This is a genomic window from Acidiplasma cupricumulans, assembly GCF_001402935.1.
Lineage (GTDB): Archaea > Thermoplasmatota > Thermoplasmata > Thermoplasmatales > Thermoplasmataceae > Acidiplasma > Acidiplasma aeolicum.
In genome coordinates, this window is the sequence record NZ_LKBH01000305.1 from 1 (window position 1) to 25848 (window position 25848).

The 25848-nt window shown below is 34.7% G+C and carries 29 protein-coding genes; 16 read left to right on the forward strand and 13 right to left on the reverse strand.

Features of this window, described 5'->3' with window-relative positions:
• Nucleotides 1–15: 15 nt before the first annotated feature.
• Nucleotides 16–1029, reverse strand: coding sequence for a uroporphyrinogen decarboxylase (gene hemE / locus AOG55_RS08585; protein WP_048100990.1), 1014 nt, complete (start codon nucleotides 1027–1029; stop codon nucleotides 16–18).
• Nucleotides 1026–2318, reverse strand: a complete 1293-nt coding sequence (gene asnS / locus AOG55_RS08590) for an asparagine--tRNA ligase (RefSeq protein ID WP_054964337.1) — start codon at nucleotides 2316–2318, stop codon at nucleotides 1026–1028. Before asnS ends, hemE begins: the two co-directional genes overlap by 4 nt.
• 93 nt (nucleotides 2319–2411) lie before the next feature.
• On the opposite strand from asnS, the gene AOG55_RS08595 reads away from it, so the two are divergent.
• The gene (locus AOG55_RS08595; RefSeq protein WP_054964336.1) at nucleotides 2412–2711 is read left to right on the forward strand and encodes a DUF2175 family protein; all 300 of its coding nucleotides are present in this window, start codon (nucleotides 2412–2414) and stop codon (nucleotides 2709–2711) included.
• Between the two features lie 13 nt (nucleotides 2712–2724).
• On the opposite strand, the gene AOG55_RS08600 is transcribed toward AOG55_RS08595, so the two are convergent.
• From AOG55_RS08600 to AOG55_RS08620, 5 genes are read right to left on the reverse strand one after another with little or no spacing between them, the layout of a single operon-like run.
• Nucleotides 2725–2880 (reverse strand): 30S ribosomal protein S27ae, encoded by a 156-nt coding sequence (locus AOG55_RS08600; protein WP_048100987.1) that lies wholly within the window; start codon nucleotides 2878–2880, stop codon nucleotides 2725–2727.
• Complete coding sequence (locus AOG55_RS08605; protein ID WP_048100986.1) at nucleotides 2880–3194, reverse strand: 30S ribosomal protein S24e; 315 nt, start codon at nucleotides 3192–3194, stop codon at nucleotides 2880–2882. Before AOG55_RS08605 ends, AOG55_RS08600 begins: the two co-directional genes overlap by 1 nt.
• A complete protein-coding gene (locus AOG55_RS08610) occupies nucleotides 3187–3684 on the reverse strand; it encodes a DUF359 domain-containing protein (protein WP_048100985.1) in 498 nt (165 codons plus the stop codon). The genes AOG55_RS08605 and AOG55_RS08610 overlap by 8 nt, the downstream gene beginning before the upstream one ends.
• Entirely contained in the window at nucleotides 3662–3853 is a 192-nt protein-coding gene (gene spt4 / locus AOG55_RS08615; RefSeq protein WP_048100984.1) for a transcription elongation factor subunit Spt4, read from the reverse strand. Before spt4 ends, AOG55_RS08610 begins: the two co-directional genes overlap by 23 nt.
• A gap of 8 nt (nucleotides 3854–3861) precedes the next feature.
• Nucleotides 3862–4440: a DNA-directed RNA polymerase gene (locus AOG55_RS08620; RefSeq protein WP_055041178.1), complete on the reverse strand. Its 579-nt coding sequence runs from the start codon at nucleotides 4438–4440 to the stop codon at nucleotides 3862–3864.
• A gap of 610 nt (nucleotides 4441–5050) precedes the next feature.
• On the opposite strand from AOG55_RS08620, the gene hemB reads away from it, so the two are divergent.
• Nucleotides 5051–6019, forward strand: a complete 969-nt coding sequence (gene hemB / locus AOG55_RS08625) for a porphobilinogen synthase (RefSeq protein ID WP_054964335.1) — start codon at nucleotides 5051–5053, stop codon at nucleotides 6017–6019.
• Here hemB and AOG55_RS08630 read toward each other — a convergent pair.
• Entirely contained in the window at nucleotides 5949–7778 is a 1830-nt protein-coding gene (locus AOG55_RS08630) for a hypothetical protein (RefSeq protein WP_055041176.1), read from the reverse strand. The genes hemB and AOG55_RS08630 overlap by 71 nt on opposite strands.
• Before the next feature lie 2 nt (nucleotides 7779–7780).
• On the reverse strand, nucleotides 7781–8557 hold the full coding sequence (locus tag AOG55_RS08635) for a GtrA family protein (RefSeq protein WP_048100981.1): 777 nt from the start codon (nucleotides 8555–8557) through the stop codon (nucleotides 7781–7783).
• 90 nt (nucleotides 8558–8647) lie between these two features.
• On the opposite strand from AOG55_RS08635, the gene AOG55_RS08640 reads away from it, so the two are divergent.
• A complete protein-coding gene (locus AOG55_RS08640; RefSeq protein ID WP_048101339.1) occupies nucleotides 8648–9286 on the forward strand; it encodes a zinc ribbon domain-containing protein in 639 nt (212 codons plus the stop codon).
• Nucleotides 9287–9288: 2 nt separating this feature from the next.
• Here AOG55_RS08640 and AOG55_RS08645 read toward each other — a convergent pair whose 3' ends face one another.
• Both AOG55_RS08645 and AOG55_RS09235 read right to left on the reverse strand, forming a co-directional pair.
• Nucleotides 9289–10197, reverse strand: coding sequence for a hypothetical protein (locus tag AOG55_RS08645; RefSeq protein WP_054964208.1), 909 nt, complete (start codon nucleotides 10195–10197; stop codon nucleotides 9289–9291).
• A gap of 40 nt (nucleotides 10198–10237) precedes the next feature.
• Nucleotides 10238–10543 (reverse strand): hypothetical protein, encoded by a 306-nt coding sequence (locus AOG55_RS09235; protein WP_048100979.1) that lies wholly within the window; start codon nucleotides 10541–10543, stop codon nucleotides 10238–10240.
• A 132-nt stretch (nucleotides 10544–10675) separates the two neighbouring features.
• On the opposite strand from AOG55_RS09235, the gene AOG55_RS08655 reads away from it, so the two are divergent.
• From AOG55_RS08655 to AOG55_RS08690, 9 genes are all read left to right on the forward strand, one after another.
• The gene (locus AOG55_RS08655; protein WP_048100978.1) at nucleotides 10676–11110 is read left to right on the forward strand and encodes a hypothetical protein; all 435 of its coding nucleotides are present in this window, start codon (nucleotides 10676–10678) and stop codon (nucleotides 11108–11110) included.
• Nucleotides 11073–12182 carry an ATP-binding protein gene (locus AOG55_RS08660; RefSeq protein WP_231563391.1) on the forward strand — a complete coding sequence of 370 codons (1110 nt, stop codon included), beginning with the start codon at nucleotides 11073–11075 and terminating at the stop codon, nucleotides 12180–12182. Before AOG55_RS08655 ends, AOG55_RS08660 begins: the two co-directional genes overlap by 38 nt.
• 37 nt (nucleotides 12183–12219) lie before the next feature.
• Entirely contained in the window at nucleotides 12220–12849 is a 630-nt protein-coding gene (locus AOG55_RS08665) for a hypothetical protein (protein ID WP_048100977.1), read from the forward strand.
• 344 nt (nucleotides 12850–13193) lie between these two features.
• Entirely contained in the window at nucleotides 13194–13367 is a 174-nt protein-coding gene (gene lysW/argW, locus AOG55_RS09610; protein ID WP_169749827.1) for an alpha-aminoadipate/glutamate carrier protein LysW, read from the forward strand.
• 1 nt (nucleotide 13368) lies between these two features.
• Nucleotides 13369–14415 carry an N-acetyl-gamma-glutamyl-phosphate reductase gene (gene argC, locus AOG55_RS08670; protein ID WP_231563390.1) on the forward strand — a complete coding sequence of 349 codons (1047 nt, stop codon included), beginning with the start codon at nucleotides 13369–13371 and terminating at the stop codon, nucleotides 14413–14415.
• A gap of 3 nt (nucleotides 14416–14418) precedes the next feature.
• Nucleotides 14419–15204: a [LysW]-aminoadipate/[LysW]-glutamate kinase gene (locus AOG55_RS08675; protein ID WP_048100976.1), complete on the forward strand. Its 786-nt coding sequence runs from the start codon at nucleotides 14419–14421 to the stop codon at nucleotides 15202–15204.
• Nucleotides 15205–15220: 16 nt separating this feature from the next.
• Entirely contained in the window at nucleotides 15221–16405 is a 1185-nt protein-coding gene (locus AOG55_RS08680; RefSeq protein ID WP_048100975.1) for an aspartate aminotransferase family protein, read from the forward strand.
• A complete protein-coding gene (locus AOG55_RS08685; RefSeq protein WP_048100974.1) occupies nucleotides 16402–17250 on the forward strand; it encodes a RimK family alpha-L-glutamate ligase in 849 nt (282 codons plus the stop codon). The genes AOG55_RS08680 and AOG55_RS08685 overlap by 4 nt, the downstream gene beginning before the upstream one ends.
• Nucleotides 17247–18314, forward strand: coding sequence for a M20/M25/M40 family metallo-hydrolase (locus tag AOG55_RS08690; RefSeq protein ID WP_048100973.1), 1068 nt, complete (start codon nucleotides 17247–17249; stop codon nucleotides 18312–18314). Before AOG55_RS08685 ends, AOG55_RS08690 begins: the two co-directional genes overlap by 4 nt.
• Here AOG55_RS08690 and AOG55_RS08695 read toward each other — a convergent pair.
• On the reverse strand, nucleotides 18311–20239 hold the full coding sequence (locus AOG55_RS08695) for a 3-hydroxyacyl-CoA dehydrogenase/enoyl-CoA hydratase family protein (protein ID WP_054964429.1): 1929 nt from the start codon (nucleotides 20237–20239) through the stop codon (nucleotides 18311–18313). The genes AOG55_RS08690 and AOG55_RS08695 overlap by 4 nt on opposite strands.
• Before the next feature lie 155 nt (nucleotides 20240–20394).
• Between AOG55_RS08695 and AOG55_RS08700 the strand changes: the two genes are divergently transcribed.
• The 4 genes from AOG55_RS08700 to AOG55_RS08715 are packed head-to-tail and all read left to right on the forward strand — an operon-like array spanning nucleotide 20395 to nucleotide 25167.
• The gene (locus AOG55_RS08700; protein WP_048100971.1) at nucleotides 20395–21972 is read left to right on the forward strand and encodes a long-chain-fatty-acid--CoA ligase; all 1578 of its coding nucleotides are present in this window, start codon (nucleotides 20395–20397) and stop codon (nucleotides 21970–21972) included.
• Nucleotides 21972–23147 carry an acetyl-CoA C-acetyltransferase gene (locus tag AOG55_RS08705; protein ID WP_048100970.1) on the forward strand — a complete coding sequence of 392 codons (1176 nt, stop codon included), beginning with the start codon at nucleotides 21972–21974 and terminating at the stop codon, nucleotides 23145–23147. Before AOG55_RS08700 ends, AOG55_RS08705 begins: the two co-directional genes overlap by 1 nt.
• A gap of 1 nt (nucleotide 23148) precedes the next feature.
• A complete protein-coding gene (locus AOG55_RS08710; RefSeq protein WP_048100969.1) occupies nucleotides 23149–24222 on the forward strand; it encodes an acyl-CoA dehydrogenase family protein in 1074 nt (357 codons plus the stop codon).
• Complete coding sequence (locus tag AOG55_RS08715) at nucleotides 24223–25167, forward strand: acyl-CoA dehydrogenase family protein (protein ID WP_048100968.1); 945 nt, start codon at nucleotides 24223–24225, stop codon at nucleotides 25165–25167.
• Here AOG55_RS08715 and amrA read toward each other — a convergent pair.
• Nucleotides 25160–25720 carry an AmmeMemoRadiSam system protein A gene (amrA, locus tag AOG55_RS08720; RefSeq protein WP_048100967.1) on the reverse strand — a complete coding sequence of 187 codons (561 nt, stop codon included), beginning with the start codon at nucleotides 25718–25720 and terminating at the stop codon, nucleotides 25160–25162. The genes AOG55_RS08715 and amrA overlap by 8 nt on opposite strands.
• Nucleotides 25721–25848 lie beyond the last annotated feature (128 nt).

Below are 25848 nucleotides of genomic sequence, written 5' to 3' on the forward strand. Positions count from 1 at the left end.
TTAAAAAAAATTTTATTATTTATTTTTATAATCATGCACAAATGAAACAATTCTTTTTAATGTGCTTTCCTGGGTATCTGGTAATACACCATGGCCAAGATTAAATATATAATTGTCATGGCTTTTCATGCTATTTAATATGTAATTTGTCTCCTCGATGGCTGCATTTTCATCATATTGAACAACATATGGATCCAGATTTCCCTGTATTCCTATTGTATTTCTAAGCATGACTCTGGCATCATTGATTTTTATCCGCCAGTCAACGCTTAAGAAATCAGGATTTATATCATTAAATTCACCAATCATACCTGAATTTCCTGTGGCAAAATATATAATAGGTATATTTGATTTTATCTCATTGATAATATCAAAAATATCACTTTTTAAATTTTTTTCAAAAATATATGGAGAAAGTGAGCCAAGCCAGGAATCAAAAATCTGTACTGCATCAACTCCAGCATTTATTTGCATTTTTAAATATTTTATAATCATATCCTTAATTAATTCTTTATAAAGTCTGAATTTTTTATCCCGTAATATTACACTTTTTGTATATGTTAAATTATTGTCAGATGACCCTGAGAGAACATATGAGAGAACGGTTATTATACCGCCTGAAAAACCGATTAATGGCACATCCTTGTGCCTTTCCTTGAATAATTTTATTGCATCAGCCGTTTTGTATTTTAAATTTTTTTCATCAAATTCTATTATATTTTTTAAATCCCTGTTTTTTTGATAGCCATTATATATAACCGGCCCGGTATTTGAAAAGTCAATATCATAATTCATGGCCTCAAGTGGGAGTATTATGTCAGCAAAGATAATTGCAGCATCAACTCCAAGCAGATCAACCGGTGAATATGTAATTCTTTCGGTAATATCAGGATCCATGCATATGTCCCTTATGGAAAGGTTTTTTTTAATTTCATTATATGATTTCATGTATCTTCCAGCCTGCCGCATGAACCAAACCGGTATTTTTTCTGATTCATGGTACCTAACCATGGATAAAAAATCATTCATGGTTTTACCCTTCTTACTGTCCTTGGATATGGTATGGAATCCCTGATATTTTTAAGCCCGCATATCCAGGTAACGAGTCTGTCAAGGCCAAGACCAAAGCCACTGTGCGGTATGCTGCCATATTTTCTTAGATCAACATACCAGTAATAATCCTCAGGATTCAGGTTATTCTTCTTAAGTCTATCAAGAAGCTCATTTAGGTCATAAATTCTCTCCCCACCACCAATGACCTCCCCATAACCCTCTGGAGCCAGCATATCATGGCATAGTATTTCTCCGGGATTTTCTGGATCGGGTTTATGGTAAAATGTTTTTAATTCCTCTGGATAATTTGTCACAAATATTGGTCTGTCAAAATGTATCATAATATTGTATTCCTCATCGGCACCAAGATCATCCCCATATTTAAGATCCATTCCAAATTTCTTGTTTGCCATTTCTATTAAATCACGGTATTTTATTCTCTCAAACGGTGCCCTAATCTTTTTTAGAACATTTATATCCCGGCCAATTATGTTTAAGTCCTCAGAATTGTTTTTTATTACCTCATTTACAATATATTCTATTAATTTTTCCTCATCTTTCATCATGTCCTCATTGCTGTACCATGCGGCCTCGCCCTCTGCATGCCAGTATTCTGCAAGATGCCTCCTTGTCCTTGACTTTTCAGCCCTGAAGCTGGGGGCTATTGTAAACACCTTCTCAAGGCTGTATATCAATGTTTCAAGGTAAAATTGTGAACTCTGTGTTAAATTAACCTTTTCACCAAAATAATCAACTGTAAATAATGTTGATCCACCTTCAGTGGCTGTGGATACAAACATTGGAGCCTGAACCTGATAATAACTGTTGTTATAAAAAAAATCTGCAAATGCCTTAAATACTGTGGATCTTATTTTTAAAACAGATGTAAACTCCCTGCTTCTTATCCACAGATGCCTGTTATCAAGTAAAAATTCCTCTCCAAGATCCTTTGTTATTGGAAAATTTTCATTTCTCTCATAAATTTTGTATGATTTAATTGCAAGCTCATATCCCGTAATGGCCCTATCATCCTTTCTTACTGTTCCTGAAACCTCCATGCTGCTTTCAACGGTCATTGAGGAAAGCTCCCTCATCTGATCCTCATTTAAATTATCTGAGCTGGCAACACACTGGATAATCCCGGAAGAATCACGAAGTATAATAAATGTAATCTTTCCAGAACTTCTGATTCTGTATACCCATCCCCTGATTTCTACCTCAGAATTTATGAATTTATCCGATAATATGTCATGTATTTTTTCCATTGCTACCCTATTATATCTTTAGATAAATATTTTTTATAAAATTAGTGTAAATGGCAACGATAAATTTAACATCTGAATTATTATTAGGATTTTATGGAGTATAACTGCTACTTGTGCAATAAAACCATTAAAACAGGGGAGAAATTTACCTTCACAAAGGAGGGTTCAGTGCATCTGGACTGTTTTATCTCAAATAAGAGGAAATCACTGGATGAAGGCAGGTTAGAATATCTAAGGACATTAAGCCTTATTCTTGATTACGAGCTAACATACCTTATACAGTTATTAAGCCTGCGCACAGATGACAAGGAATCACAGGAGCTTGTAAGAAAGAGAATAACAGCAATAGAAAAGGAAAGCGGGGAAACAACAAACCTTATTTATAATCTTTAAAATTTTTTAAAAATTATTTTTTATTTTTGAATTCGGTATAACCACATTTTCCACATGTATATCTATCCTTATGCTCTGCCAGAAAAACTCCGGGGCCACATCTTGGACAGAATCTTCTTTTTCTAACAACCTTATTATTTTCAACTGCATATAATTCTCTTTTTTCCATCATTTCACCACTTTCTCCTTTAATTTATTCCTTATAAGCTCATAGTCTGGCTCATAAAGCATTGCATTCTCCTTTTTATCATATATCTTGGCATAACCCTTTAATTCATCCTTACCTGTCTCCTGCTTATTTTTATCAACTATGATGAGCTCCTTATTAACCTTATAATAATTGGCCAGAAGATCCCTTATATAATCCCTGCTGGGGGTTATTCCGGAGCTAAAGGTCATTGTATATCTTATCTCCTTCCTATGCAGTAGCTTATTATCCTTCTCACTTTCAACATTAAAGTTTTTAACCGAACTTTCAGACATTTACATCACCCAATAATTTTTCTACATCATCTCTTATTGCCTTATTTACTTTTATATACGCCATGCCAATATCAGGAATACCGTATACTATTACTGTATTTAAATCTGCATAAAATATTATTGGTATAACGGCAAGGTCCTCCTCACCGGACACCTCTATTCTTGATGGTTTATTTTCAGTCAGTGCAGTTTTTATGGCGTTAATCAGATCAAGGCTTATTGTCCCTGCAGGATTTTTCACCGCTATGGAACCTTCAATGTGCTGAAATTTACCCTCATTACGCTTTGTTATGAGGTCTACAACCTGCAGGAAAATGTTTACACCATGGTTTTTTAAATTTTCTGTTGTAACGTCCCCGACTGCTATTATTTTATATTCTTTTGAGAGTTTTATGATATCATCAGGGCTTGCAATATTGTGTTTAAAATTCTTGATATGATCTATAATTTCCGGTGTAAGGACAATATCATGATCTAACTTTAATCGCATATATACCCGGTTCTTTAATATCGGCCTTTTTGGCTATTATCGAATTGGTATCGTTGATTATAAGAAAACCAAACCAGTCCTCCCTTGTTTTCTCATCACCGTGTACGGGGCAAACATCGTCAAGCGTTAATCTCTTACATATTCTACATGCCTTATATACCTTTTTCATTTTATCACCTAATTTTTGAGGTTATCATTTTTTATCCAGTCCTCCTTACCCAGCCCGGGTTGTTTGGCTGTTAACCCTATTTTGCTGTCTGATAGGGATGATGAACTTAAATTTAAGGAAACAATTTTTACCCTTATTTTGTCACCTGCCTTTAATAAAAACTTTGTATCCTTTCCTGATAATATCTGGTTATCAAGGTCTACATTTATTGAGTCATCCATGATCTGGCTGATATGAAGTAGCCCCTCGAACGGACCAAATTTAATAAAGGCTCCAAATTTTTGAATTGATTTAACAACACCATCAACTATTTCCTGCATTTTTGGATAATATGCAAGGGCTGTATACTGTATTGTTTGATAAACGCCACCATCACCATGGACTATGGAGCCGTCTCCTATTCTTTTGATGCTTTCCAGAGAAATAATATAGGTTTTACCAATACTGACATTATCTTTATTTTCTATATCAATTATTTTTCCCTCAAGAACTGACCTTGCAGCATCCAGTACAGCCTGATCATAATTTTCATTAAGCAACTCTGGTGGAACCCTTACTACATAACTATCTTCAAGTGAAATATACATTTTTATCGGATTATATAAAAAGTTATAAACTTTTCCTATAATAAAATCTTTAACATAATTCACCCCTAATTTTGAAGGATGAAATATTTTCATTATGCACATCTATTAAATAATACTCAGATTATTTGATGATGACCTTTTCTTTTTTGGATCATGGTTTATATTAAAAATTGTAAATATAAATTATTTTTATGCTGACATATCAACATTTTCATATGCACTTGGAATTACAATATTTAGCTCTGTTGGTGGCTACGTTTTTGATAAATACAATATTAAGAATGCATTTATTATAAGCCTTATTATATTATCATTGTTCTCATAATTAACGGGATTTATCATATCTATTATTGCTGAATTTATATGGTAATGTTCTAAAATCTGGTATATCTGTAATATTCAATAATTCCATGAACTCTTTATGGTTATTGAAGAGGTATTTAGACGACCTGTATGATACACTATATATCTTCAATATTACAATAATCTTTGCAATAAGTTTATTTTAATACCTCCCATTTTCTATCCTTCATAACTATTTTACCCTCCATTTGCATAATCAATGGGATAAATCAAAAAACGTTAATAATTCATAAGTGATTTCATAGTTATGTATCCTATAATAAGAATGAGAAGATACAGAAAAGATAGTAATATAAGATCATTATTTAAAGAATCAGAGATAAGGCCTGAAAAATTAATTATGCCTGTTTTTGTTGATGAGACGGAAAAAGATAAAAAGGAAATACCATCAATGCCGGATATATACAGATATTCTTTAAGCGCCTATGAAAATTATATAAAATACCTTGAGGAGATTGGTGTTAAAAGTATAATTCTTTTTGGAATTCCGGCACACAAGGATGAAACAGGTTCATCCTCATATGATTCCAATGGCATAATTCAGAAGGCAATTAGAACCGCAAAGCAAAATACAGATCTTAATGTTATAGCTGATTTATGCCTTTGCGAGTATACATCAACTGGTCACTGTGGAATAATAGAAAATGGCTATGTTAATAATGATAAAACACTTGAAATTTATCAGAAGGAGGCTTTAAGCTATGCCGATGCTGGTGTAGATATCATAGCCCCAAGTGGAATGATGGATGGCCAGGTCAAGGCCATACGTGAGGTTCTGGATAAAAATGGATACACAGATAAATTAATAATGGCTTACAGCTCAAAATTTGCATCTGGATTTTACGGACCGTTCAGGGACGCTGCGGAGTCAGCCCCACAGTTTGGGGACAGAAAATCATATCAGATGGATTATCATAATGGTGATGAGGCTTTACGTGAAATAGAACTTGATATAAAGGAAGGTGCAGACATAGTCATGGTAAAACCAGCACTGGCATATCTTGATATAATCAGCAGGGCAAAGAGACTGTTCAACATGCCAATGGCGACATACAGTGTTAGCGGTGAGTATACAATGATAAAAAATGCTGTTAAATCAGGATACCTGGGTGAAAATATTGTTGATGAGGTTTTAACAGCCTTCTTTAGAGCTGGGTCTGACTTAGTGATATCCTATTTCGCGGAGGATTATATAAAATCCCATGGTAAACACTAATTTCACCATTTTGTATTTTATATACATTTGAACCGAGAACTGTTCCATTGTATGCAATTAATTCAAGTGCAGAATTATTATAAATTATTTCATTTTTTATTAATGTTATTTTATATATTTTATAATCACCATTGGAATATATTTCTTGAGAATTAAATAAAATGCCATTGCTAATTGATTCATTTGCTATGCCTCTAAAATATAGCCTTTTGTCTCCAGAATATTTTACTGTAATATTAAATCCTGTTAATTTCCCATGGTTATATGTTGGCGATATGCTTTCAAACGTTACAGGGTCCTCATGATTTATGTTTATAAATCCCAGAACAATTATAATTACAAGGGAAAAAATAATAATATAATAAACAAATTTTTTGATTTTTTTTGTATTTATCTCTTTTTTTAAGTCGTTTTTATTAATATTGGCAATAGTTAGAAGCGATATCATGGTCCAGAATATAAAATATCCTGGAAGAACACGATAATTAAAAAGGAAAAATATGGCAGGAAATGCAAATAATTCATATTTTAATATATCATAATATTTTATGTAAACTATTATGGTAACCAAAAAAATTATAACCATTATTCCCGTGAATACATTAGAAGGTACATAAGCATAATTTAAGAATGATATCTGTGAGATGCCCTCACCAATGCCATAAATTTTAAGTGTTTCACTTGATAGGATATCTTTAAAATAAATGTATGGTGATTTAATGATAAAATAACCATTTATTAAGAAAAAGATTCCTGCGCCATATATTAGCCAGTAAAATGTTTTTTTAGGTCCGTGGGTTTTATAAATCATATAAATAATGTATGGAAAAACTAGGGCAGGAAACTGTTTCGCTGAAAGGGATAGACCATAGAATATTCCAGACAATCGGTAATTCTTCCTGAAAAAATATGATGTCATTAATAGTACGGCCCATAACAGTCCAATTAAACCCACTATTCCATAATAAAGTACAAAAATATTTATTAATAACCCAAAAAGGGCGTACAGTGCAATTTTTTTATTGCCATATGTTTTATATATTAAAAAAAAGGGTATAATAATTAATATAGATATAATAAAATTGTTATATTTCCCTATTAAAACGTATGGAACATATACCAAAAACGAAAGTGCCGGGTATCCCATTAAGGTAACAAAACTCCCATTCATTGTTGGTGTTGAAAAAAGCTGATAATTTATCATGTTAAAATGACTGAAAACAGAGGCTGTTACATAAGGTATATAAGGGTCCCTGCCAGACATAAACTGTATTGCCGAATAAACATCTATATAATACTCATCCTGCTGTATAAAATGCAAATAAAAATGGAGTGAAAAAATAATTATCAATACAATCAATGATAAAATTATATATATTGCCTTAAAATTTAAATTCCTATTTTCAAGAAAGTCGAGATTTAATTTTCCTTTATAATATTTATATGCAATAAAGGCAAAAACTGCAAGGATTATTATAAACAGGATGTGGGAATATGGCGCCTTTATGAATGCCACAGCAAGCAGGATAAGTATTAGCATTCCCATGAATATATATACATAAATTAACCTATCAATTATATTTGATCTGGCATTAATATTTGAAAAAAATAAGAAAATAAATGATAAAATCATAATAAGGAATTCTGCAATTATGGCATAAATATCAAGATAACCAAAGACCCCAAAAATTATGGATGTGGCAATTATTGAAAGGGCAGACCCGTAATTAAGTGTTATTCTTTTAATTCTGTCATCCATAATTACCACACAAGAAAAGAGGCTGTACTGTATGTTATTATAAATGCCACTATAATTCCAAGCAAATCGGCTATATAAATACTTACATTTTCAAAAATTGCAAAATAATAAATTAATAAATTTACGCCGTAGCCGATAAGATTAAAAATATTGTACTTAAAAAGCCTTTTAAGAAACATTCCGTGCCCATTGAAAGTAAATCTATTATTCATAAAAAAATTGTAGATAATTGATATTTCAATGGCAGGAATTATACTTAATATATTTCCAAGATATGGATGCAAGAGGAATAAAAAACCCTCATTAACAGCAATACCTGATAAACCTATTATGGAATATCTTAATATTGTACCACGCTTTAAAATTAGATAAACATAATCTTTTAAGCCTATTCTGGCCTTATTTCCAATATCAACACTTGAATAACCAACCTTAAAATTATTTTTTAATATATCTATATTTATATTGAGTGCATTAACCCTATCGTTAATTATTGAATTGCCGGAATCTTTTATAAATTTATATGCAGATTTTGAGTAAACATTTATGCATCCAATTAGGTACCTGCTTTTAATTGATAATGATAATCTTAGAATAAAATTTGAAAAATTTTTTAGGCCATCCGGTCTGCATTTAATTATTAAAAGATCAAAATTGTCATTTTGTGCCTCCTTAAAAAATTTGATTGCCGTATCCCCATCTATGTTTATATCTGATGAAAGTATATAATCAAAGTCTTCATCGTCTGTTAGTGCGGAATCTTTAAATTTTAAGATCATTTAAACATGGATATATTACCTGTTATTATTTTTTGTTTTTTTATTTTTTTCATGGGAAACTTTATAATATTCTATAAAATATGTAAATCAATGCCAATATATGAAAATGACGAACATGAATTTCTAAGCGCGAGGGCAAAAAAGATTGAAAATAATGTTTATATAGACGGCAATTTATTTTTAACTGATAAGAGGATAATATTTGAAAAAAAGGGTAAAAGACAATTTTTAAGGGCATCACCTGCAGTTACAGATATTAACCTTTTTTTGTATAATGTGGAAAATGCAACATTCGCCATACCAAAGTTTAGTCTTTTTACAAAGAAGATTTTAAGTATAGAATATTATAATGGTGATAAAAATCTTGTAAGGGTTGATTTTATAATAAAGGATCCTAAAAACTGGGTAAATAATATAACAAGGCTTGCATCTATTTCAAAAAAGGAATATGCAAACAATACAGCGAGAATGCAGGAGGATCAAAAGAGATACGAATTGGAGATGGCCAAGGCCAGGGCACCTAAGGCAAATATAGGCATGGCAGTATTTGGTGGGGATAAAAAAAATCAGGGGAAAATAAACCCAGGTGATTATATAGATGCAGAAAGCAATGAAAATCTTCCAGCAACAAATCTAAAATGCCCTAATTGCGGTGCAGATATAACAGATGATATGAAATACTGCCCAAAATGTGGATACAAATTAAAAAAAGATGATGAAAAAGATTGAAATTAATTTATTATTTCCGTTATTTTTTCTATACTTTGTGTAACCTTATTCCACAGATAGCTTTTACTTTTAAGGTAATTATAATCCTTACTTGAAATCTGCATTCTTTCTGATGATTCAGGGAGTTTATATTTTTTATAATCCTCTAATATTAATGATTCTATTAGAGTCTCCATAACAATAATATAATTGCTTTTATCCTTTTTAAATACAAATGGTTTGATCCCGGAAAATTTTTCCATAAATTTAGACATTAATATATTCAATTTACTGCCATCAAGAAAAAGGAATGCGTCTGATAATTTTAAATTGCATGCAATTATGGTGTCCCTATTCTCTTTTAATCTGGACATAATACCATATTTTTGTTTATTCCTTTTATAGTTTCTTTTTAAAAAAATATCAAATGTTTTTGATGGATAGGCTATAAAACCTGTACTGGCAACCGTCCTTACGAGCAGGTCGATATCCTCATATTCCATTAAATCACGCCACCCGCCATTGTTAATAATCACATCCCTATTTATTATAGTGAAATTTGAAATCAGGGCCTTTTTTTCATTCTGATTTATGAATTTATATATTATATCTGAAACACCTATGCTGTATTCAAGTTCAGGATTTAGTATTATTATATATTCACCACTGCTCTGGGCAACTGCAATACTTTTTGCCATTCCATAGCTGTTGAATTTAGATTTAATTATCCTTAAATTTGGATTTTCTATATCTATATCCTTTTCTGTAATTATTATTATTTCGTAATTAAACCCAATCTCCTCAGCAATTTCTATAATTTTTTTAAGGTTAAAAATAATGGAGTTATCAATGTCATAAACCACAGAACAAAAGGATATTTTTTTGGATGGTTCTGCCGTTATGCTTAATGTTCTTAAATTTGAAACTTCCATCAAATAAGAAAGTTTTATTTTAACTTAAACTTTGTTATTTTTATCCCTTCCATATACCTATGCCAAGACCTATTATGAACAGAACAAGTACAATGGAAAATGAAACAGAGTGTGTGAGGCCCAAAAGTTTTGGAACCATTGCTATATGGGAACTCACAAACGAGCTAATTGAAGACCCTATCTGTGAGGGCGACAATTTTGGAACAAAGGCAAATCCGGCATACCATGCTATTATGAATGCAATGATTATCAATATGGCCGATGCTATGCCTTTTTTTATTGCCAGCCCAAAAAATAGACCGTCGATAAAGGCAAGGATAAGTAATATATATCCTGAAATAACCATAAAATAGAGAAGAAAAATTTATATTTAAAGTTATTGAATTTTAAATGTATTTTTTTATATATTAATGCGTATAAAATGGCAATGATGTTTTTCAAATAAATTTATATAACGATTATATATATTTCTTTTGAAATGACGCTTATAGTAATGGGAATACTGCACCACCTGAACCTTAATACATCAATTGAACATGCCTCAGAAAATTTTGTGTATGTTTCAAAAAAGATACTTCAAATGTATTCAATAAAATCCGGGTGTGTTGTAAATGGTAAGCTTGTTGAAATCAATCCTGCAACAGATAATCCCACAGAGGTTGCAATGCCTGATCTGAGCTCAATTACAGGATTAAAGGTTGGGATGCTTTATTATGTTGGGGAGGGGGAGAAGGATTATCTGTTCTTCCCGTTAAAAACATGGAACAAGCTTGTTGATTTTGCCATTTTCCCAGAGGAATATGAATTAAAATTTGAATTTTATAATGTTGCGTGTAAGTTTAGAAAATATAATCTTTTCAACAAGGGCACTGTAATTGATAAGGAGGATAGAGGAAATGGAGGATCTTTATAAGATAAACAGAACCCTTGAAACGGCAATAAAAATGGAGGCAGAGGGGAAACTTGAAGAGGCCATAAAAAATTATAAGGAAGCTTATATTCATATGGTGGAGCTTGCCAGGGAATCAAAAGGCGCTGAAAGGAAAAAAAGGGCAGAACAGGCTGAGCAGATACTTAAAACATATAAAAGACTCGAAAACTCAGATGCTGGTGAGGACAGGCTCGAAAAGGGTAAAAAAATCCTTGAATCTTTAAATATTGAACCTCCAGAAATACCAAAAATTACCTTCGATGATGTTGCAGGTCTTAATGATGTAAAGAATGAAATTTTATCAAAGATAATATATCCAATGAGATATAAGGAGCTATCACAGGAGTATAATATCGAATTTGGAGGCGGTATGCTGCTTTTTGGTCCCCCCGGTACCGGAAAAACTTTTATTGTTAAGGCCATAGCAAATGAGGTTAAGGCAAACTTTATTAATGTAAATCCCTCGTCACTTTACAGCCAGTGGTTTGGGCAGTTTGAAAAAAATATTTCACAGCTTTTCAGGGCTGCATATCTGCTATCACCATCAATCATATTTTTTGATGAAATAGATACGCTGGTGCCCAAAAGAAGTGGAACAGAGTCCGATGCTGCAAAAAGGGGGGTTTCACAGCTTTTAACAGAGGTTGGTGGTTTAACGTCAGAAAAGGACAAGAATATCTTTATAATAGCAGCAACCAATAACCCATGGGCAATCGATGAGGCAATTTTAAGGCCCGGTAGATTTGACGTTAAAATATATGTTCCACCCCCAGACTTTGATGCCAGGGTAAAGCTGTTCCAGCTAAAGCTATCAAAAATCAAGCCTCTTGGAAATATAGATTATGAGGAGCTGGCAAAGCTTACGGAAAGGTATTCCGGGGCTGATATAGAATTCATATGCAAAAAGGCTGTTCAGAATGTGTTTATGGAGGTTATAAAAACGGGCAATAAAATACCGGTTACAACTGATGATATTATTTCTGTAATATACCAAATAAAACCGTCAATAGATGAAAGAATGCTGGAAAAATATCGGGAATATATGGCACAGTAATACAAAAAGTTTATTAAAAAGTATATATTTATATATTATGGTTTTTAAAATTGGCAAATCAGATGAGGAAAAAATTCTTGAAAAACGTTCAAAAATTAGCATGTTCAAGGCCACTGTAAACAGGCAAATAAGGCAGTATGAGAAGATTTTGGAAAAAAGCAGGGAGGATGCCAAACTTGCATTAAGGCAGAATAATATGATGAAGGCAAAATTATTTGCATCTTTTATGAACGCAATCCAGACCTCAATAAATGGCCTTAAGGATTATTCACTGCTTCTTGAAAGTGTCGACCTTAATTTAATGTATTCACTCACACTTAAGCAAACAAGCAGTTCTATTATTCAGAGTTCAGAGGCATTAAAGAGCAGCGAGCTGACCCCACAGCAGATAGCGGATATGTCAAAAAGTCTTAATGAGCTTACAAATGCACAGGAAAGGATACAGTCAACACTCGTGGATCAGTTTGACCAGATTAAGGATGCTGTGGAGCAAACAGCAAATATTTCGACAGCAAATCCAGAAAAGATTCTGGAATCTCTAAGCAGGGAAATGTCCCAGAAATCAGATTCAATGAGCAATACAGAAATGTCAGGTTCGGAATCATCAAAGGAGGATGAGGAGCTGAATAAACTTTTAAAGGAAATGCAGGATAACCCTGAAAAGTGATACAAGTGCGCAGCAAAAGAAATAATAAATTTGAAATAGAATTAAATTTATCCATTTATAAGAAGGAAAGCGCATTAAAAGATTATAAAAATAAGCTTAGGCGGATACTTTATGGTAAACCATAATCCTGTTTTTTGGGTTTTTAAAATACTGGTCATTTTTTGATCTTAATACGAAATTAGTAAATTTTATACATAATTCGTATATTTTAAATACTATGAATTAATTATGTTATGTTGGCATTATAGGTTAAAATGGACTTATAATGTTAAAAATGATATATGGATATACAAATGTTTATTAATAAAACATAATTAATAAACAAATACCAAAAAGGTGAAAAAATGGAAACGAAATGCAAGATATGTGGAGAAAAAATACAGGTGCCAGACGACTCAATGGCAGGAGAACTGCTGGAATGCCCTTCATGCGGCATGAACTATGAAATAACATCGATATCAGGTAATTCAGTTGAGATAAAACCTGCAGAAAATGTGGGAGAGGACTGGGGAGAATAAATTGATAAAAGCTGGTATTGTTGGGGCATCCGGATACGTTGGTGGTGAGCTTTTAAGGCTGCTTGCCAATCATGGTGACGTTGAGGTAACTGTTGCAACATCAAATAAGCATAAGGATGAAAAGGTTGCCAGAATACATCCAGACCTTTACGGTCTCACAGACCTAAAATTTACGGGAAGAAGCATTTTTGACCTTTTAGATGACCTTGATGTTGTTTTTCTTGCAGTGCCACATGGCACATCAATAAATTATGTACCACAGCTCATGGAAAGTGGGGTTAGAATAGTGGATATGAGCGCAGATTTCAGGCTGAGAGACCCGGATAAATACCCTGTATGGTATGGCTTTGAACATCCATATCCTGACCTTATCAAAAAATTTGTTTATGGAATGCCAGAACTGCACAGGGAGGAACTCAAAAATGCCAGGTATATAGCAGTGCCCGGATGCATAGCATCCTCATCAATATACAGCATTGCACCATTTGCCTCCCTTGACCTTGATAATAATGTTATAACTGTAGATGCAAAGGTTGGTTCATCTGGGTCAGGTGCTGAACTTGATGAGTCAAAGGTTTTTTCAGAAAGGTATAACTCTGTGAGGGCATATAAACCGGCAGGCCACAGACACACACCAGAAATTGAGCAGGAAATAAAATATGCAACAGGCAGGGATGTTAAAATCGCATTATCGGCACACTCAGTAAACATGGTCAGGGGTATACTGACAACATCAAGCATCTTTGCAAAAACAGATGAAATCCATGGCTGGGGGCTGTTAAGGGAATTTTATTCTGGCGAGAAATTTGTAAGGTTAATAATGGATAAAAAGAGCAATTTCAAATATCCTGATCCAAAGATTGTTGTTGGTTCAAATTTTGTCGATCTTGGTTTTGCAATTGATAGGTACATTAACAGGATAGTATCCTTCGGTGCAATAGACAATATGATAAAGGGCGCATCAGGAAATGCCATACAGTCCATGAATATAATGTATGGATTTAATGAATCAGAGGGTTTAACCGCGCCATCACTTTTCCCGGTGTAGAATATGATTGTGATAAAAATTGGTGGAAGCATACTTGAGAAGATTATAAATGAAAATGCGCTGCCCAATATTTTAAATAATATAAATGATGATATTATAATAGTCCATGGGGGTGGCAATTACCTAAACAAATACAGTGATGAGTTCGGATATGAACAAAAATTTGTTACGTCCCCAGAGGGTATAAAAAGCAGGTACACAGATAAAAAAACGCTTGAAATTTTCACAATGGTCATGTCCCTCATAAATGAAAAAATAGTACATTCATTAAGAAACTCAGGTATCAATGCACTGGGTATTAACGGTGTTTCAATTATTAATGCAAAAAGAAAGGATAAATTAATAATACTTAATGAAAAGAACAGAAAGATGGTAATTGATGGGGGTTACACAGGTAAAATCACATCTGTAAATTCAGATATTATTAAAAATATAGTTTTATCTGGATATATTCCTGTAATATCACCTGTGGCATATTCCCCCGAAAGCTATCTTAATATAGATGCTGACAGGGCAGCAGCATATATTGCAGGATATACAGGTGCCAGCACCCTTATAATGGCCACAAATGTTGACGGACTTTACTGGGATGGTACAGTGGTTGAGGACGCTGACAGCGAGTATATAAAAAGCATAATAACAAGTGTTGGACATGGCATGGATAAAAAATTAATGGCTGCAACAGAGGCCATAGATTTGGGGGTTCAGAATGTTATTATCTCAAATCCATTTAAAGATATTATGCATGGAACTGTAATTTCAAGGAAAACCCATGCAATGAAGATATAAATTAACAGGTGATGGTATGGAAAATTATGAGGATGAGTATATTGCAAATACGTATCAGAGATTGCCGGTTCATATTAAAAATGGCGAGGAGGCAAGGCTGTACGATGAAAACGGCAAGGAATACATAGATATGATGGGAGGCTATGGTGTTGCAATATTTGGTTATTCAAATGATAAAATAAAAAAGGCTGTTTGCGATCAGATGGATATACTTCCAATAGCCCATGCATCAGAGTATACAGAGGCCAGAAATAATTTTGTTAAAAAACTTGCCGATTCTGTTCCGGCAGGCATTGATAAATTTTATCTTGGCAACACCGGTGCTGAGGCAATAGAGGCTGCAATAAAGGTCGTAAAAAAGTCATCAAAAAAGCACAAGCTTGTGGCCATGACAAATTCATATCATGGAAAAACGCTTGGTGCACTTTCAATTACATATTCAAATAAGTACAGAAAATACTTTGATGACATATTAATAAAAGATGTGCAGTTCATTAGATACAATAATACCGATGATTTAAAGCTGCTTGAAAAGGATGATGATATAGCTGCGGTTTTCTTTGAGCCGGTTCAGGGAGAAGGTGGAATAAACATACCTGATTATGATTATGTAAGAGAATTAAGGGAAATTACAGAAAAAAACAACATAATATTTGTTGCGGATGAAATTCAATCAGGTCTTGGCAGAACAGGGAAAATGTGGGCACACCAGCATTTTGACATAACGCCAGACATAATTACAATAGGCAAGGGCATAGGTGGTGGCATACCAATGTCGGTAACAGCAGGCAGGCATGAATTCATGGATAACCTTGAAAAGGGTGAGCAGTCATCAACAACAGGTGGAAACCCAATAGCATGTGCAGCCGGAACCGCTGTACTGGAACAGCTCACGCTAGACCTCATAAACGACGTTGCCAAAAAGGGTGAGTATTTCAGATCAAAATTAAATGAATCATTAAACGATGTTAAAATCGTTAAGGAGGTAAGGGGGCTTGGGCTTATGAATGCCATAGAGCTTCGCGTAAAATTTTTGCCAGTACTCATGGATCTGATTAATAAAGGCGTTCTTGCACTTTATTCCGGTATTAACATTATAAGGATGCTCTCACCATATGTAATATCATATGATGATCTATCAAAGGCATCATCAATAATAGGCGAATCCATAAATGAATACTACAAAGAGGTCATAAAATGAAAGTCTCTCTTGTTTATGACATAATGAGGTGGGAAGAAAAATCAATAATGAAGGCCCTGCAGGATAAAAATGTCGAGGTAATGCTTAAGGATGTTAAAAACCTAAATCTTAACCTTGTTGAAAATAATGAAGAATGGGGTGATATATCACTTCAAAGATCCACTGGCTACTACCGGAATCTGCATTCAACAGCCTATATTGAATTCACAGGGCACAGGATTTTAAATGATTTTAATTCAACTGTGATCACCGGAAATAAAATGTTTACATCGCTTGTTTTATCCCACCATGGTGTGAAAATTCCAAAAAGTTTTGTATCGTTTTCAAAGGATGTTTTTCTAAAATCGTTTAATGAGGATTTTCATGGTACTGCAGTTACGAAGCCTGTAACAGGGAGCTGGGGCAGAATGATATCACTTCTTAATGATTACTATGCTGCAATGGATGTCATGGAATATAAGGATTATATGTATCCATTGTACCAGATAAATTATACACAGGAATATATTAATGAATTTGGCCGTGATCTCAGGGTATTTGTAATAAATAATCAGGTTGTTGCAGGAATTTACAGATACAAATCTGGTACTGACTGGAGAACAAATACAGCCCTTGGGGGCCGTGCAGAGGCACTAAAAATTACACCTGAAATAGAGGATATTGCACTAAAATCTGCTGAGGCCATAGGCCCTGGGATTTATGGCATAGACATACTTGAATCTCGGGATGGTTATTTTGTCAACGAAATTAATGGAAACACTGAATTTAAAAATACTGTACCGGTAACTGGCGTTGACATACCTGCCTATATAGCTGACTATCTTATACTCGAGGCAAGGAAATGAATACAAGGGACATGTTAATAAAAATGCTTGAAATATACTCACCAAGCGGGGAGGAGTATGAAATAGCAAAACTCCTTAGAGATTACATGGAGGATTTGGGATTTCCGAATCCGGTTATAGATGAAAAATACAATGTTGTTTCGGTAACAGGAAGAAATAAACCATCAATACTAATTTGCGGCCACGAAGATACTGTTCCTGGATTTATTGATGTAAAAATTGACGGTGATTTAATTTACGGCCGCGGTGCTGTGGACGCAAAATCATCCCTTCTTGCCCTAATGCTTGGGGCAAAACATGCATTAGATTCAGGATTCGATGGCAGAATCATACTTGCAGCAGCCTCAGGGGAGGAAAGTGATAGCAAGGGTATTAATTACATAGAATCAGGTTACGATAAAACCGACTACGCCATTTTTGGTGAACCGGGAGGCCCTGAAAATATCACTGCAGGATACAAGGGAAGAATACTCATGGAGATTAAAAAACACAGCAGCTCCCATCATGCAAGCTCATCATGGATGGAGGAGAATTCCATAGATTCTCTTATAAACCTCTGGATAAAGATCAGGGATAAATGGGGGAGTAATAAGGATTTTAATGATATAAGCGCGGGAATAACAAAATTTAACGGCGGGGAGTATGACAATATGACGCCTGAAAATGCATCAATGTTCATAGATATAAGATATCCAAAATCGGTTACAGAGAATGATATTGTAAGTGAAATTAAATCACTTGCCGGGGATTCCCGAGAATATATATTTAAAACACAGAACAGAACATATCCATATATATCTGACCTTAAGAGCAATCTGGTATCTGCATTCAAGGCATCAATTAAAAAGAACGGCATGGTTCCAAGATTAATATTCAAAAGTGGTTCTGGTGACATGAACACACTGGGCCATGACTGGGGGATACCTGTGGTAACCTATGGGCCTGGTGATACAAAGCTGTCCCACACACCTGACGAGGTTATTAATTACAGGGAAATAGATAAATGTGCAGAAATAGTAAGGGATTCATTAATTTATTTAAAAAATAATGTATTTAAAAATTAATTACCACCAAATTTTGGCGACCTTTTTTCCATGAATGCCCTGATTCCCTCCTTAAGGTCATTGCCACCGTAGAGCATTCCCATGGAAATTGATTCGAAATCCAGGTTAATTCTGGATGTTCCATATATTAATCTTTTGGCAGTGTAAACCGATGCAGGTGATATCCTCTGTGAAAGTTCCTCCGTCAATTTTAATGCCTGTGCCTCCCCATCATCATTGAATATTCTTGTTATTATGCCATATTCGTAGGCTTTCTGTGCATTTATTCTTTCGGCTGATAGTATTATATCCATGGCCCGGGAAATTCCGATTAATGCCGGAAGCCTCTGGCTGCCACCGTATCCCGGGATTAGGCCAAGGGATGTTTCAGGGAACCCAAGAACAGCATCGCCTGAAGAAACCCTTATATCACATGCAAGCGCGAGCTCAAGGCCACCCCCCAGGACATATCCCTTCAGGTAAGCCACAAATATTTTGTTCATTTTTGTTATTCTATCAAAGGTATTTTCCCCCTTTTTTGACATTTCCATAAATGCATAGGGGCTGTTTATAAACTGTGACAGATCCGCACCCGCAGAGAAATTGGTACCATTGCCTGTTATAAGCACGGCATGTATATCATTGTCAGCTGATATCCTATCAAGCACAGCATTTAATTCATCAATAAGCCCGGAACCTATAAGATTATTTTTTGTGTTATTTAATTTTATAATTCCTGTATTTTCATGCTTTTCAAAAATTATGTATTTCTGGGCAGTATTTTCGTCTCTGGCCTTTTCTGCCTTATGTGGTGAAAATGCCTCCTTTAGTTTTCCATTAATTATTGTACTGGATGGTTTAAACACATCAATTTTATATTTTTCATAGAGTGAATTTAGGGTCTTTAAAACATCAGAGGAGGATAAACCCTGGGCCACTGTTACCGGACCAAATGGCCTGTTCAGACCCAGTTTAACTCCTGTTTCAATATCATTTGGTGTGGCAATGCCACTCTCTATTAATTTTGTTGCCTCGTTTATTTCAAGTGAAAATACATCCATAAGGCTTATCTTTTCTGAGGGTGCCGCCTCCGGTATTACTGCCTTACCATTTTCCCACCTGTAAATACCAGACCCTGTTTTCATTCCAAGCTTTCCTGCATTAACGTATGAATCCAGGTTTTTGCATTTTCCATAATCCGGAGATAATTCCTGTGCATAATATTTTAAGGAATCGTATACGGTATCCAGGCCAACATAATCAAAAAGCTGGTATGGCCCCATTGGAAGGCCCTGAGATTTAAAGAATGCATCTATGCCTGCAGGGTCCGAATCAGAAAGCGCCATGCAGAATACTAGGAGTTCGGGTGCTGAAACCCTGTTGACAATAAAACCTGCCTCATCCCTCATAACCTTTATTGGTACTTTCCCTATGGCCTTTGCAACAGCCATTATCTCATCAATATACTTTTCATCTGTTTTATCACCCTTTATAACCTCAACAAGCTTCATTAATACTGGAGGATTAAAAAAATGCATGCCAAGAAGCCGCTCGGGTTTTTTAACAAATTCGGCCAGTTCGGTAATCCTTATATTTGATGTATTCGATGCTATTATTCCATCAGTGTAATTTGAAATTTCCGAAAGCACATTTTTTTTAATTTCAAATTTTTCGGGAACCGCCTCTATTGATATGTATGCTCCATCAACAGCATCCTTTATATTGTTATAATAATTAATGTTTTTCAGTGTTTTGTCATATAATTCCCTTGTAATTTTTCCAGAGGAAAGAAGTTTGGATAGGCTTTCATTTATTTCCCTTTTGGCCCTTTCAATAACCTCGGGATAAAAATCCTCAAGGTTGACACAATAACCGCCAAGCGCAAAAACCTCGGCTATACCGTGCCCCATTGTTCCTGCTCCTATTACTGCTATTTTTGAATCCATGATGTATTATAACGTTAAAAAATATATTACTTCCTATCGGGCATTTTGTTATTTCATTTAAATAGAAAGAAAATAAAAATCTATATTAATTAATTAACATCAAGCGTTAATGTTTAGAAAAGAAATTTTATTAATATTAAGACCATAAATGGAATATGAATAACTACAGGCTGACCATTAATGGTCTTTTAGAAGCTTCAGTTATGTCCAATAAAAATCAGGAAATTATTTACAGGGATAGGGAATTAACCTATGAGGAATTTTATAATAATGTGAAAAGGCTGGCAGGTAATTTGTTGCGGCTGGGTGTAAAAAATGGTGATAGAATTGGCATTATTGATTTTGATACCATAAATTATATGTATGCATATTATGCCGTGCCAATGATTGGTGCCACCCTGCATATGGTTAATATAAGGTACCCGCCAGAGATATTATTCTATACAATACAAAACTCCGAGGATAAATATATTATAGTTAACTCCGCATTCATGCCATTAATAATGCAGTATAAGGATCTATTTAGCTTTGTAAGCCTTTTTATTATTTACTCTGAAAATGGCCATGAAAAATATAACATGGATAATTATGTTTTTATGGATGACCTGTTAAAGGAAAATGATGAAAAAATCGATGAGCCCGATGAAAATTCCATTGCAACTCTATTTTATACATCTGGAACAACCGGACTTCCAAAGGGTGTTTATTATACACATAAACAGTTAATATTACACAGCATATCTTCACTGGCTGCATTATCAGATGATCCCATAAATTTCAGGCGCACTGATACAATACTTCCACTTGTTCCAATGTTCCATGTCCATGCTTGGGGAATACCATATTTTGCAATATTGAAAGGCATGAGATATATAGTCCCAGGGAAATACGACTGGCCAAATATACTTAATGCCATGGAGAAATACAATGTAAATGTATCTGCAATGGTGCCATCCATACTTTATTTGCTGTTATCAGAAAAAAACGGACCGTCAATAATGGGAAAACTTCATTTAAAAACCATAATTGGGGGTGCGGCAATAACCTCAGGTCTGGCGGATCTCGCTGAAAAATCAGGCATGACCATAATATCAGGTTATGGCATGTCCGAAACAGGCCCAATAATCACGCTTGCAACATATAATTCCATTATAGAAAATTCTGATGAAGAAACAAAAAAGGCAGTTAGGAGAAAAACAGGCATACCAATACCAATGGTGAGACTGAGGGTTGTTTCTGGAAACCATGACGTTGAAAAAAACGAAAATGAAATCGGTGAGATAATTTTGAAGGCCCCGTGGTTAACATCAGGCTATTTTAAGGATGATGAAAAAACTAAAAAGCTATGGCAGGATGGCTGGCTTCATACAGGAGACCTCGCGGTTATGGATAAATATGGATACATAAAAATTGTTGACAGGGAATCTGATGCGATAAAATCCGGGGGAGAATTTATACCATCCGTGATATTGGAAGATTTAATAAGCACGGTTCCAGGGGTTGATGAGGTTGCCGTTGTGGCATACAGAGACCAGAAGTGGGGGGAGCGCCCTGCTGCATTTATAAAAGGGTCAGCAGATGAAGAAACAATAAGGAAAAAGCTTAATGAATATGTGGATACAGGCAGAATTGCAAAATTCTGGATGCCTGATAGATATTATTTTGTTGAAAATTTTGAAAAGACAGGAACAGGAAAAATAGATAAGAAGATACTTAGGGAGAGGGTGAAATAATGGAGGATGCATATATAGTTTATTTTAAGCGTGTTCCGTTTTCAAGGGCCAGGCCAAATGACCCTGAAAAGGATGCATACAATGATTTGAGAATGGATAAGCTTCTATCGGAATTAATTAATTTATCCCTTGAGGAGACCAAAATAAATCCAGAGGAGATAGGCGATGTCATAACCGGATGTGCATTTCAGGCAGGTGAGAACTGGACATACGGAGGCAGGCATCCTGTGCTTTTATCAAACCTGCCATACACGGTGCCTGCAATGTCTATGGACAGGGCATGCTCATCATCGCTTAATGCTGCGGGGATAGGTGCCATGGAGGTCATGCTCGGGAAATCAGATATAGTTCTTGCAGGAGGCATGGAGCACATGACGCATGTTCCTCTTGGCATAAATAATCCATACATTAAACCTAATATGGAATTAATGGTAAATCCAAAATACGCAAAATACAATATGAACGTTTCATATAACATGGGATTAACTGCGGAAAAACTTGCCAGCATTAAGCACATTGACAGGGACGAAATGGATGAATACTCATATAATTCACATTTAAGGGCAGAAAAGGCATACAAGGATGGGTTTTTTAAGGATGAAATAATGCCTGTTGAGGTTAACGGCCAGGTTTATGAGAAGGATCTTGGAATAAGGCCTGATGCCTCTCTTGAACAAATAAAATCTCTTAGGCCGGCTTTTAAGGAGGATGGCATAATAACTGCTGGAAATTCATCAACACTTAACGATGGTGCATCTCTTCTGATGATAATGTCAGGAAAGAAGGTTAAGGAATACGGTTTTAAACCGCTTGCAAGAATTGTTGATTTTGCATCAGCAGGCGTTGACCCCACAATAATGGGTGAGGGTCCTGTTCCGGCCACAGAAAAGGTGCTTAAAAGAAATAAATTAAAGCCTGACGATATAGATTACTGGGAGATTAATGAGGCTTTTGCTGTTGTTGTTTTAAATGCTGTAAAGGCATTTAACCTTGATCTTGCCAGGGTAAACATTCACGGTGGTGGAATTTCCATAGGGCATCCACTCGGGGCCACTGGTGCAAGAATTGCCGGAACATTGGCACGTACATTAAATGATAAAAAGAAGGATCTTGGCATAGCCACATTATGCGTTGGTGGAGGGCAGGGATATTCAATGCTTCTGGAGCGTGTTTAAAATGTTTGAGGAACTTGATGATTACAGAAAGAAGGTAAGGGATTTTGGGCTCTCTGAATTTACAGAGGATCTTATAGATAGATATGATAAAACAGAGGAATATCCTGATGATATAAGGCTTAAGGCATTAAAATCAGGCCTTATAGATATGTCAAATCCGGCAAAGATACTCATCTCAATTGAGGAACTTTGCAGAATAGATGCTGGGCTGGGCATAGCGGCAACAATACCATATTTTGGCGGAGAGGTTATCATGCTTTATGGTAATGAAAAACAGAAGCGGATTCTCAATGATGTTTATTCAGGGAAATACATACTTGGCCTTGGTGTAACAGAGCCATCCGGTGGCAGTGATGTTGCTGGACTGAAAACAACAGCAAAAAAAATTGGAGATAAATATGTAATAAATGGATCGAAGATGTTTATTTCCAATGGAGGTATTGCAGATTATATAGTGCTTCTAGCGAGAACATCTGATGAGGAGAACAAGCATCACGGCCTTACAACATTTTTAATTAACACAAAATCACCGGGATTTGAGGCCAATAAATTGCATGGCAAGCTTGGTGTGAGGGCCACAAATACAGCAGAATTGAAATTTAATAATCTGGAGGTTTCAGTGGATGATGTTATTGGTGAGGTTGGTCAGGGATTTTATTATATTATGACATTTTTCAATATAAGCAGAATATATGTTGCCGCCCAGGCCCTTGGAATAGCCCGTGGTGCACTGGATAAAATTCTTGAATTTGTAAAAAATAATAATATTAAGGATGAATATACAATGTTCAAGGTTTCAGATGTATCAACACGCATAGAGGCGTCAAGGCAGTTAACATACAATGCGGCATCATATCTATTTAAGTTTGATCCAAAACCGGCGCTTACAAGCATGGCAAAGGTATATGCCGGAGAAACGGCCGTTTATGCCTCTGAACTGGCCATGGAAATTACCAAAAATGATCATAAAACACAGAGATTCTTTAGAAATGCAAAGATAATGGAGATATGGGAGGGAACAAGCGAGATTGAAAAGCTCATTATTTCAAGGCAGATATTAAAAGGGGGTAATTAAATGGAGGATGAATATAAACTATTAAGGGAAAACGTTGAGGAATTCGGCAGCACACTGGATGAGAAAAAAATAGAGGAAAATGGCATTGATAATAATCTCCTTAAAAAACTTGCATCACAGGGCTTCCTTGCCGCATTAATACCTGAAAATCTTGGTGGCTCAGGGCTTGATGAATCCTCATATAATATTATTCTGGAGGTGCTTTCAAAATACTCACCGTCCTCTGCATTTGAAATATTTTTAATTAATTCCATTGCATATCCGGTGCTTTCTGATGATTTAAATTATCTTAACGATGTTATTAAAGGTGATGATTTTATTGGTATATCTCTTGATAAAACCATAAAAAATAACTCTTTAGATTCTGTATTAAATGCAAATGGAAAATATACAATAATGTCCTCTGATGTGCCGGCCATAGCAGAAAACGAAAATTTTACTGAAAAGGATTTTATGGGATTTAAGGGCATAAGGTTTGGCAATGTCGGTATTAAAAATCAAAAAAATATAAAATCAAATAAAAACATAAAAAATTCAATAATGAATTCATACAGATCACTGGCCGCAATAAATCTTGGCATAATATCTGGATCGTTGCAAAAGGCACTTGAATACTCTGCTGTCAGGCAGGCATTTGATGTGCATTTAAAGGATTTTGGACCAATAGCATTTAATCTATCAAAAATGGTAGCCAGGGAAAATATCCTGAGAAACATTATTTACAGTAATGTAAATTCAGAATATGTTTTTGATTTCTCAATAGAAAATGCACTGGAAATATCAAAATATTCATTGAATGTTCATGGAGGCTATGGCTATTTTAAGGATTTCGGGGTTGAAAAATTTTACAGGGATGCCATGGCACTTAAGGCCGTATTTTATGGCAATGATTTTCTTGAAAATCTTTCAAAAAGAGTTTATGGGGAGAGATCTGGATTTATTTAAACACCCTCCCCTCAAAAATGTATATTTCTGATGTAAGATAACAATCCCTTTTCATTCCGGCCTTTCTGCAGGTTTCCTCAAGGAACTGCTGCTTATTAAAACCATATTCTATTGCAACCTGTGGCAAAAGAACCCCTGAATAAAATCCGTTTTTAACATATATACCATGAACACCAAGGTCTATTTTATCAATGTCTGTGTAATTAATTCTTTGGAGTTTTCCAAGTACGGTTATTTCTATTTCTATTTTATTAAATTCGGATAATGTAACCGGCCTGAACCTTGGATCCTCCGTTGCAGCCGCAACTGCCATCTCCTTTACAGCCTCCGCCAGCGGTTTTATGGAAAATATATACCCTATGCATCCCCTTAGATTTTTTTCCTCATTGATTGTAACAAAAACACCTGCGTTGGTTTTAAATTTTTCGGGTATTGCTGGAAATTTATATTCAAGCCCGAAATGTTTTTTTAGTGCGTTTAAAGCAATGTCCATTAGAAGCTTACCATCATCCTCTGTAAGGGATTCCAGAAATGAGTCCTTTTCAATTTCCATAATTAAATAATTACAAATTTTTTATTTAACCTTTTTTGCCCATAATATGGTTATTTTATGGAGATATCTTATAAAAATGGGGCTTATTGTAAAAATCATAAAATTTAATATCATACACTTTTATATAA

What these genes read in the sequence shown, in the direction of transcription:
- amrA (WP_048100967.1), bottom strand. Translation starts at nt 25,720, where the DNA reads ATGGAAATTGAAAAGGACTCATTTCTGGAATCCCTTACAGAGGATGAT.
- AOG55_RS08630 (WP_055041176.1), bottom strand. Translation starts at nt 7,778, where the DNA reads ATGGATGACAGAATTAAAAGAATAACACTTAATTACGGGTCTGCCCTT.
- AOG55_RS08640 (WP_048101339.1), top strand. Translation starts at nt 8,648, where the DNA reads ATGCCAATATATGAAAATGACGAACATGAATTTCTAAGCGCGAGGGCA.
- AOG55_RS08645 (WP_054964208.1), bottom strand. Translation starts at nt 10,197, where the DNA reads ATGGAAGTTTCAAATTTAAGAACATTAAGCATAACGGCAGAACCATCC.
- hemE (WP_048100990.1), bottom strand. Translation starts at nt 1,029, where the DNA reads ATGAATGATTTTTTATCCATGGTTAGGTACCATGAATCAGAAAAAATA.
- AOG55_RS08610 (WP_048100985.1), bottom strand. Translation starts at nt 3,684, where the DNA reads ATGCGATTAAAGTTAGATCATGATATTGTCCTTACACCGGAAATTATA.
- AOG55_RS08655 (WP_048100978.1), top strand. Translation starts at nt 10,676, where the DNA reads ATGACGCTTATAGTAATGGGAATACTGCACCACCTGAACCTTAATACA.
- AOG55_RS08710 (WP_048100969.1), top strand. Translation starts at nt 23,149, where the DNA reads ATGTTTGAGGAACTTGATGATTACAGAAAGAAGGTAAGGGATTTTGGG.
- AOG55_RS08665 (WP_048100977.1), top strand. Translation starts at nt 12,220, where the DNA reads ATGGTTTTTAAAATTGGCAAATCAGATGAGGAAAAAATTCTTGAAAAA.
- AOG55_RS08695 (WP_054964429.1), bottom strand. Translation starts at nt 20,239, where the DNA reads ATGGATTCAAAAATAGCAGTAATAGGAGCAGGAACAATGGGGCACGGT.
- AOG55_RS08685 (WP_048100974.1), top strand. Translation starts at nt 16,402, where the DNA reads ATGAAAGTCTCTCTTGTTTATGACATAATGAGGTGGGAAGAAAAATCA.
- spt4 (WP_048100984.1), bottom strand. Translation starts at nt 3,853, where the DNA reads ATGAAAAAGGTATATAAGGCATGTAGAATATGTAAGAGATTAACGCTT.
- AOG55_RS09235 (WP_048100979.1), bottom strand. Translation starts at nt 10,543, where the DNA reads ATGGTTATTTCAGGATATATATTACTTATCCTTGCCTTTATCGACGGT.
- AOG55_RS08605 (WP_048100986.1), bottom strand. Translation starts at nt 3,194, where the DNA reads ATGTCTGAAAGTTCGGTTAAAAACTTTAATGTTGAAAGTGAGAAGGAT.
- AOG55_RS08635 (WP_048100981.1), bottom strand. Translation starts at nt 8,557, where the DNA reads ATGATCTTAAAATTTAAAGATTCCGCACTAACAGACGATGAAGACTTT.
- AOG55_RS08705 (WP_048100970.1), top strand. Translation starts at nt 21,972, where the DNA reads ATGGAGGATGCATATATAGTTTATTTTAAGCGTGTTCCGTTTTCAAGG.
- asnS (WP_054964337.1), bottom strand. Translation starts at nt 2,318, where the DNA reads ATGGAAAAAATACATGACATATTATCGGATAAATTCATAAATTCTGAG.
- hemB (WP_054964335.1), top strand. Translation starts at nt 5,051, where the DNA reads ATGTATCCTATAATAAGAATGAGAAGATACAGAAAAGATAGTAATATA.
- AOG55_RS08700 (WP_048100971.1), top strand. Translation starts at nt 20,395, where the DNA reads ATGAATAACTACAGGCTGACCATTAATGGTCTTTTAGAAGCTTCAGTT.
- AOG55_RS08675 (WP_048100976.1), top strand. Translation starts at nt 14,419, where the DNA reads ATGATTGTGATAAAAATTGGTGGAAGCATACTTGAGAAGATTATAAAT.
- lysW/argW (WP_169749827.1), top strand. Translation starts at nt 13,194, where the DNA reads ATGGAAACGAAATGCAAGATATGTGGAGAAAAAATACAGGTGCCAGAC.
- AOG55_RS08690 (WP_048100973.1), top strand. Translation starts at nt 17,247, where the DNA reads ATGAATACAAGGGACATGTTAATAAAAATGCTTGAAATATACTCACCA.
- AOG55_RS08620 (WP_055041178.1), bottom strand. Translation starts at nt 4,440, where the DNA reads ATGTATATTTCACTTGAAGATAGTTATGTAGTAAGGGTTCCACCAGAG.
- AOG55_RS08595 (WP_054964336.1), top strand. Translation starts at nt 2,412, where the DNA reads ATGGAGTATAACTGCTACTTGTGCAATAAAACCATTAAAACAGGGGAG.
- AOG55_RS08680 (WP_048100975.1), top strand. Translation starts at nt 15,221, where the DNA reads ATGGAAAATTATGAGGATGAGTATATTGCAAATACGTATCAGAGATTG.
- AOG55_RS08715 (WP_048100968.1), top strand. Translation starts at nt 24,223, where the DNA reads ATGGAGGATGAATATAAACTATTAAGGGAAAACGTTGAGGAATTCGGC.
- AOG55_RS08600 (WP_048100987.1), bottom strand. Translation starts at nt 2,880, where the DNA reads ATGGAAAAAAGAGAATTATATGCAGTTGAAAATAATAAGGTTGTTAGA.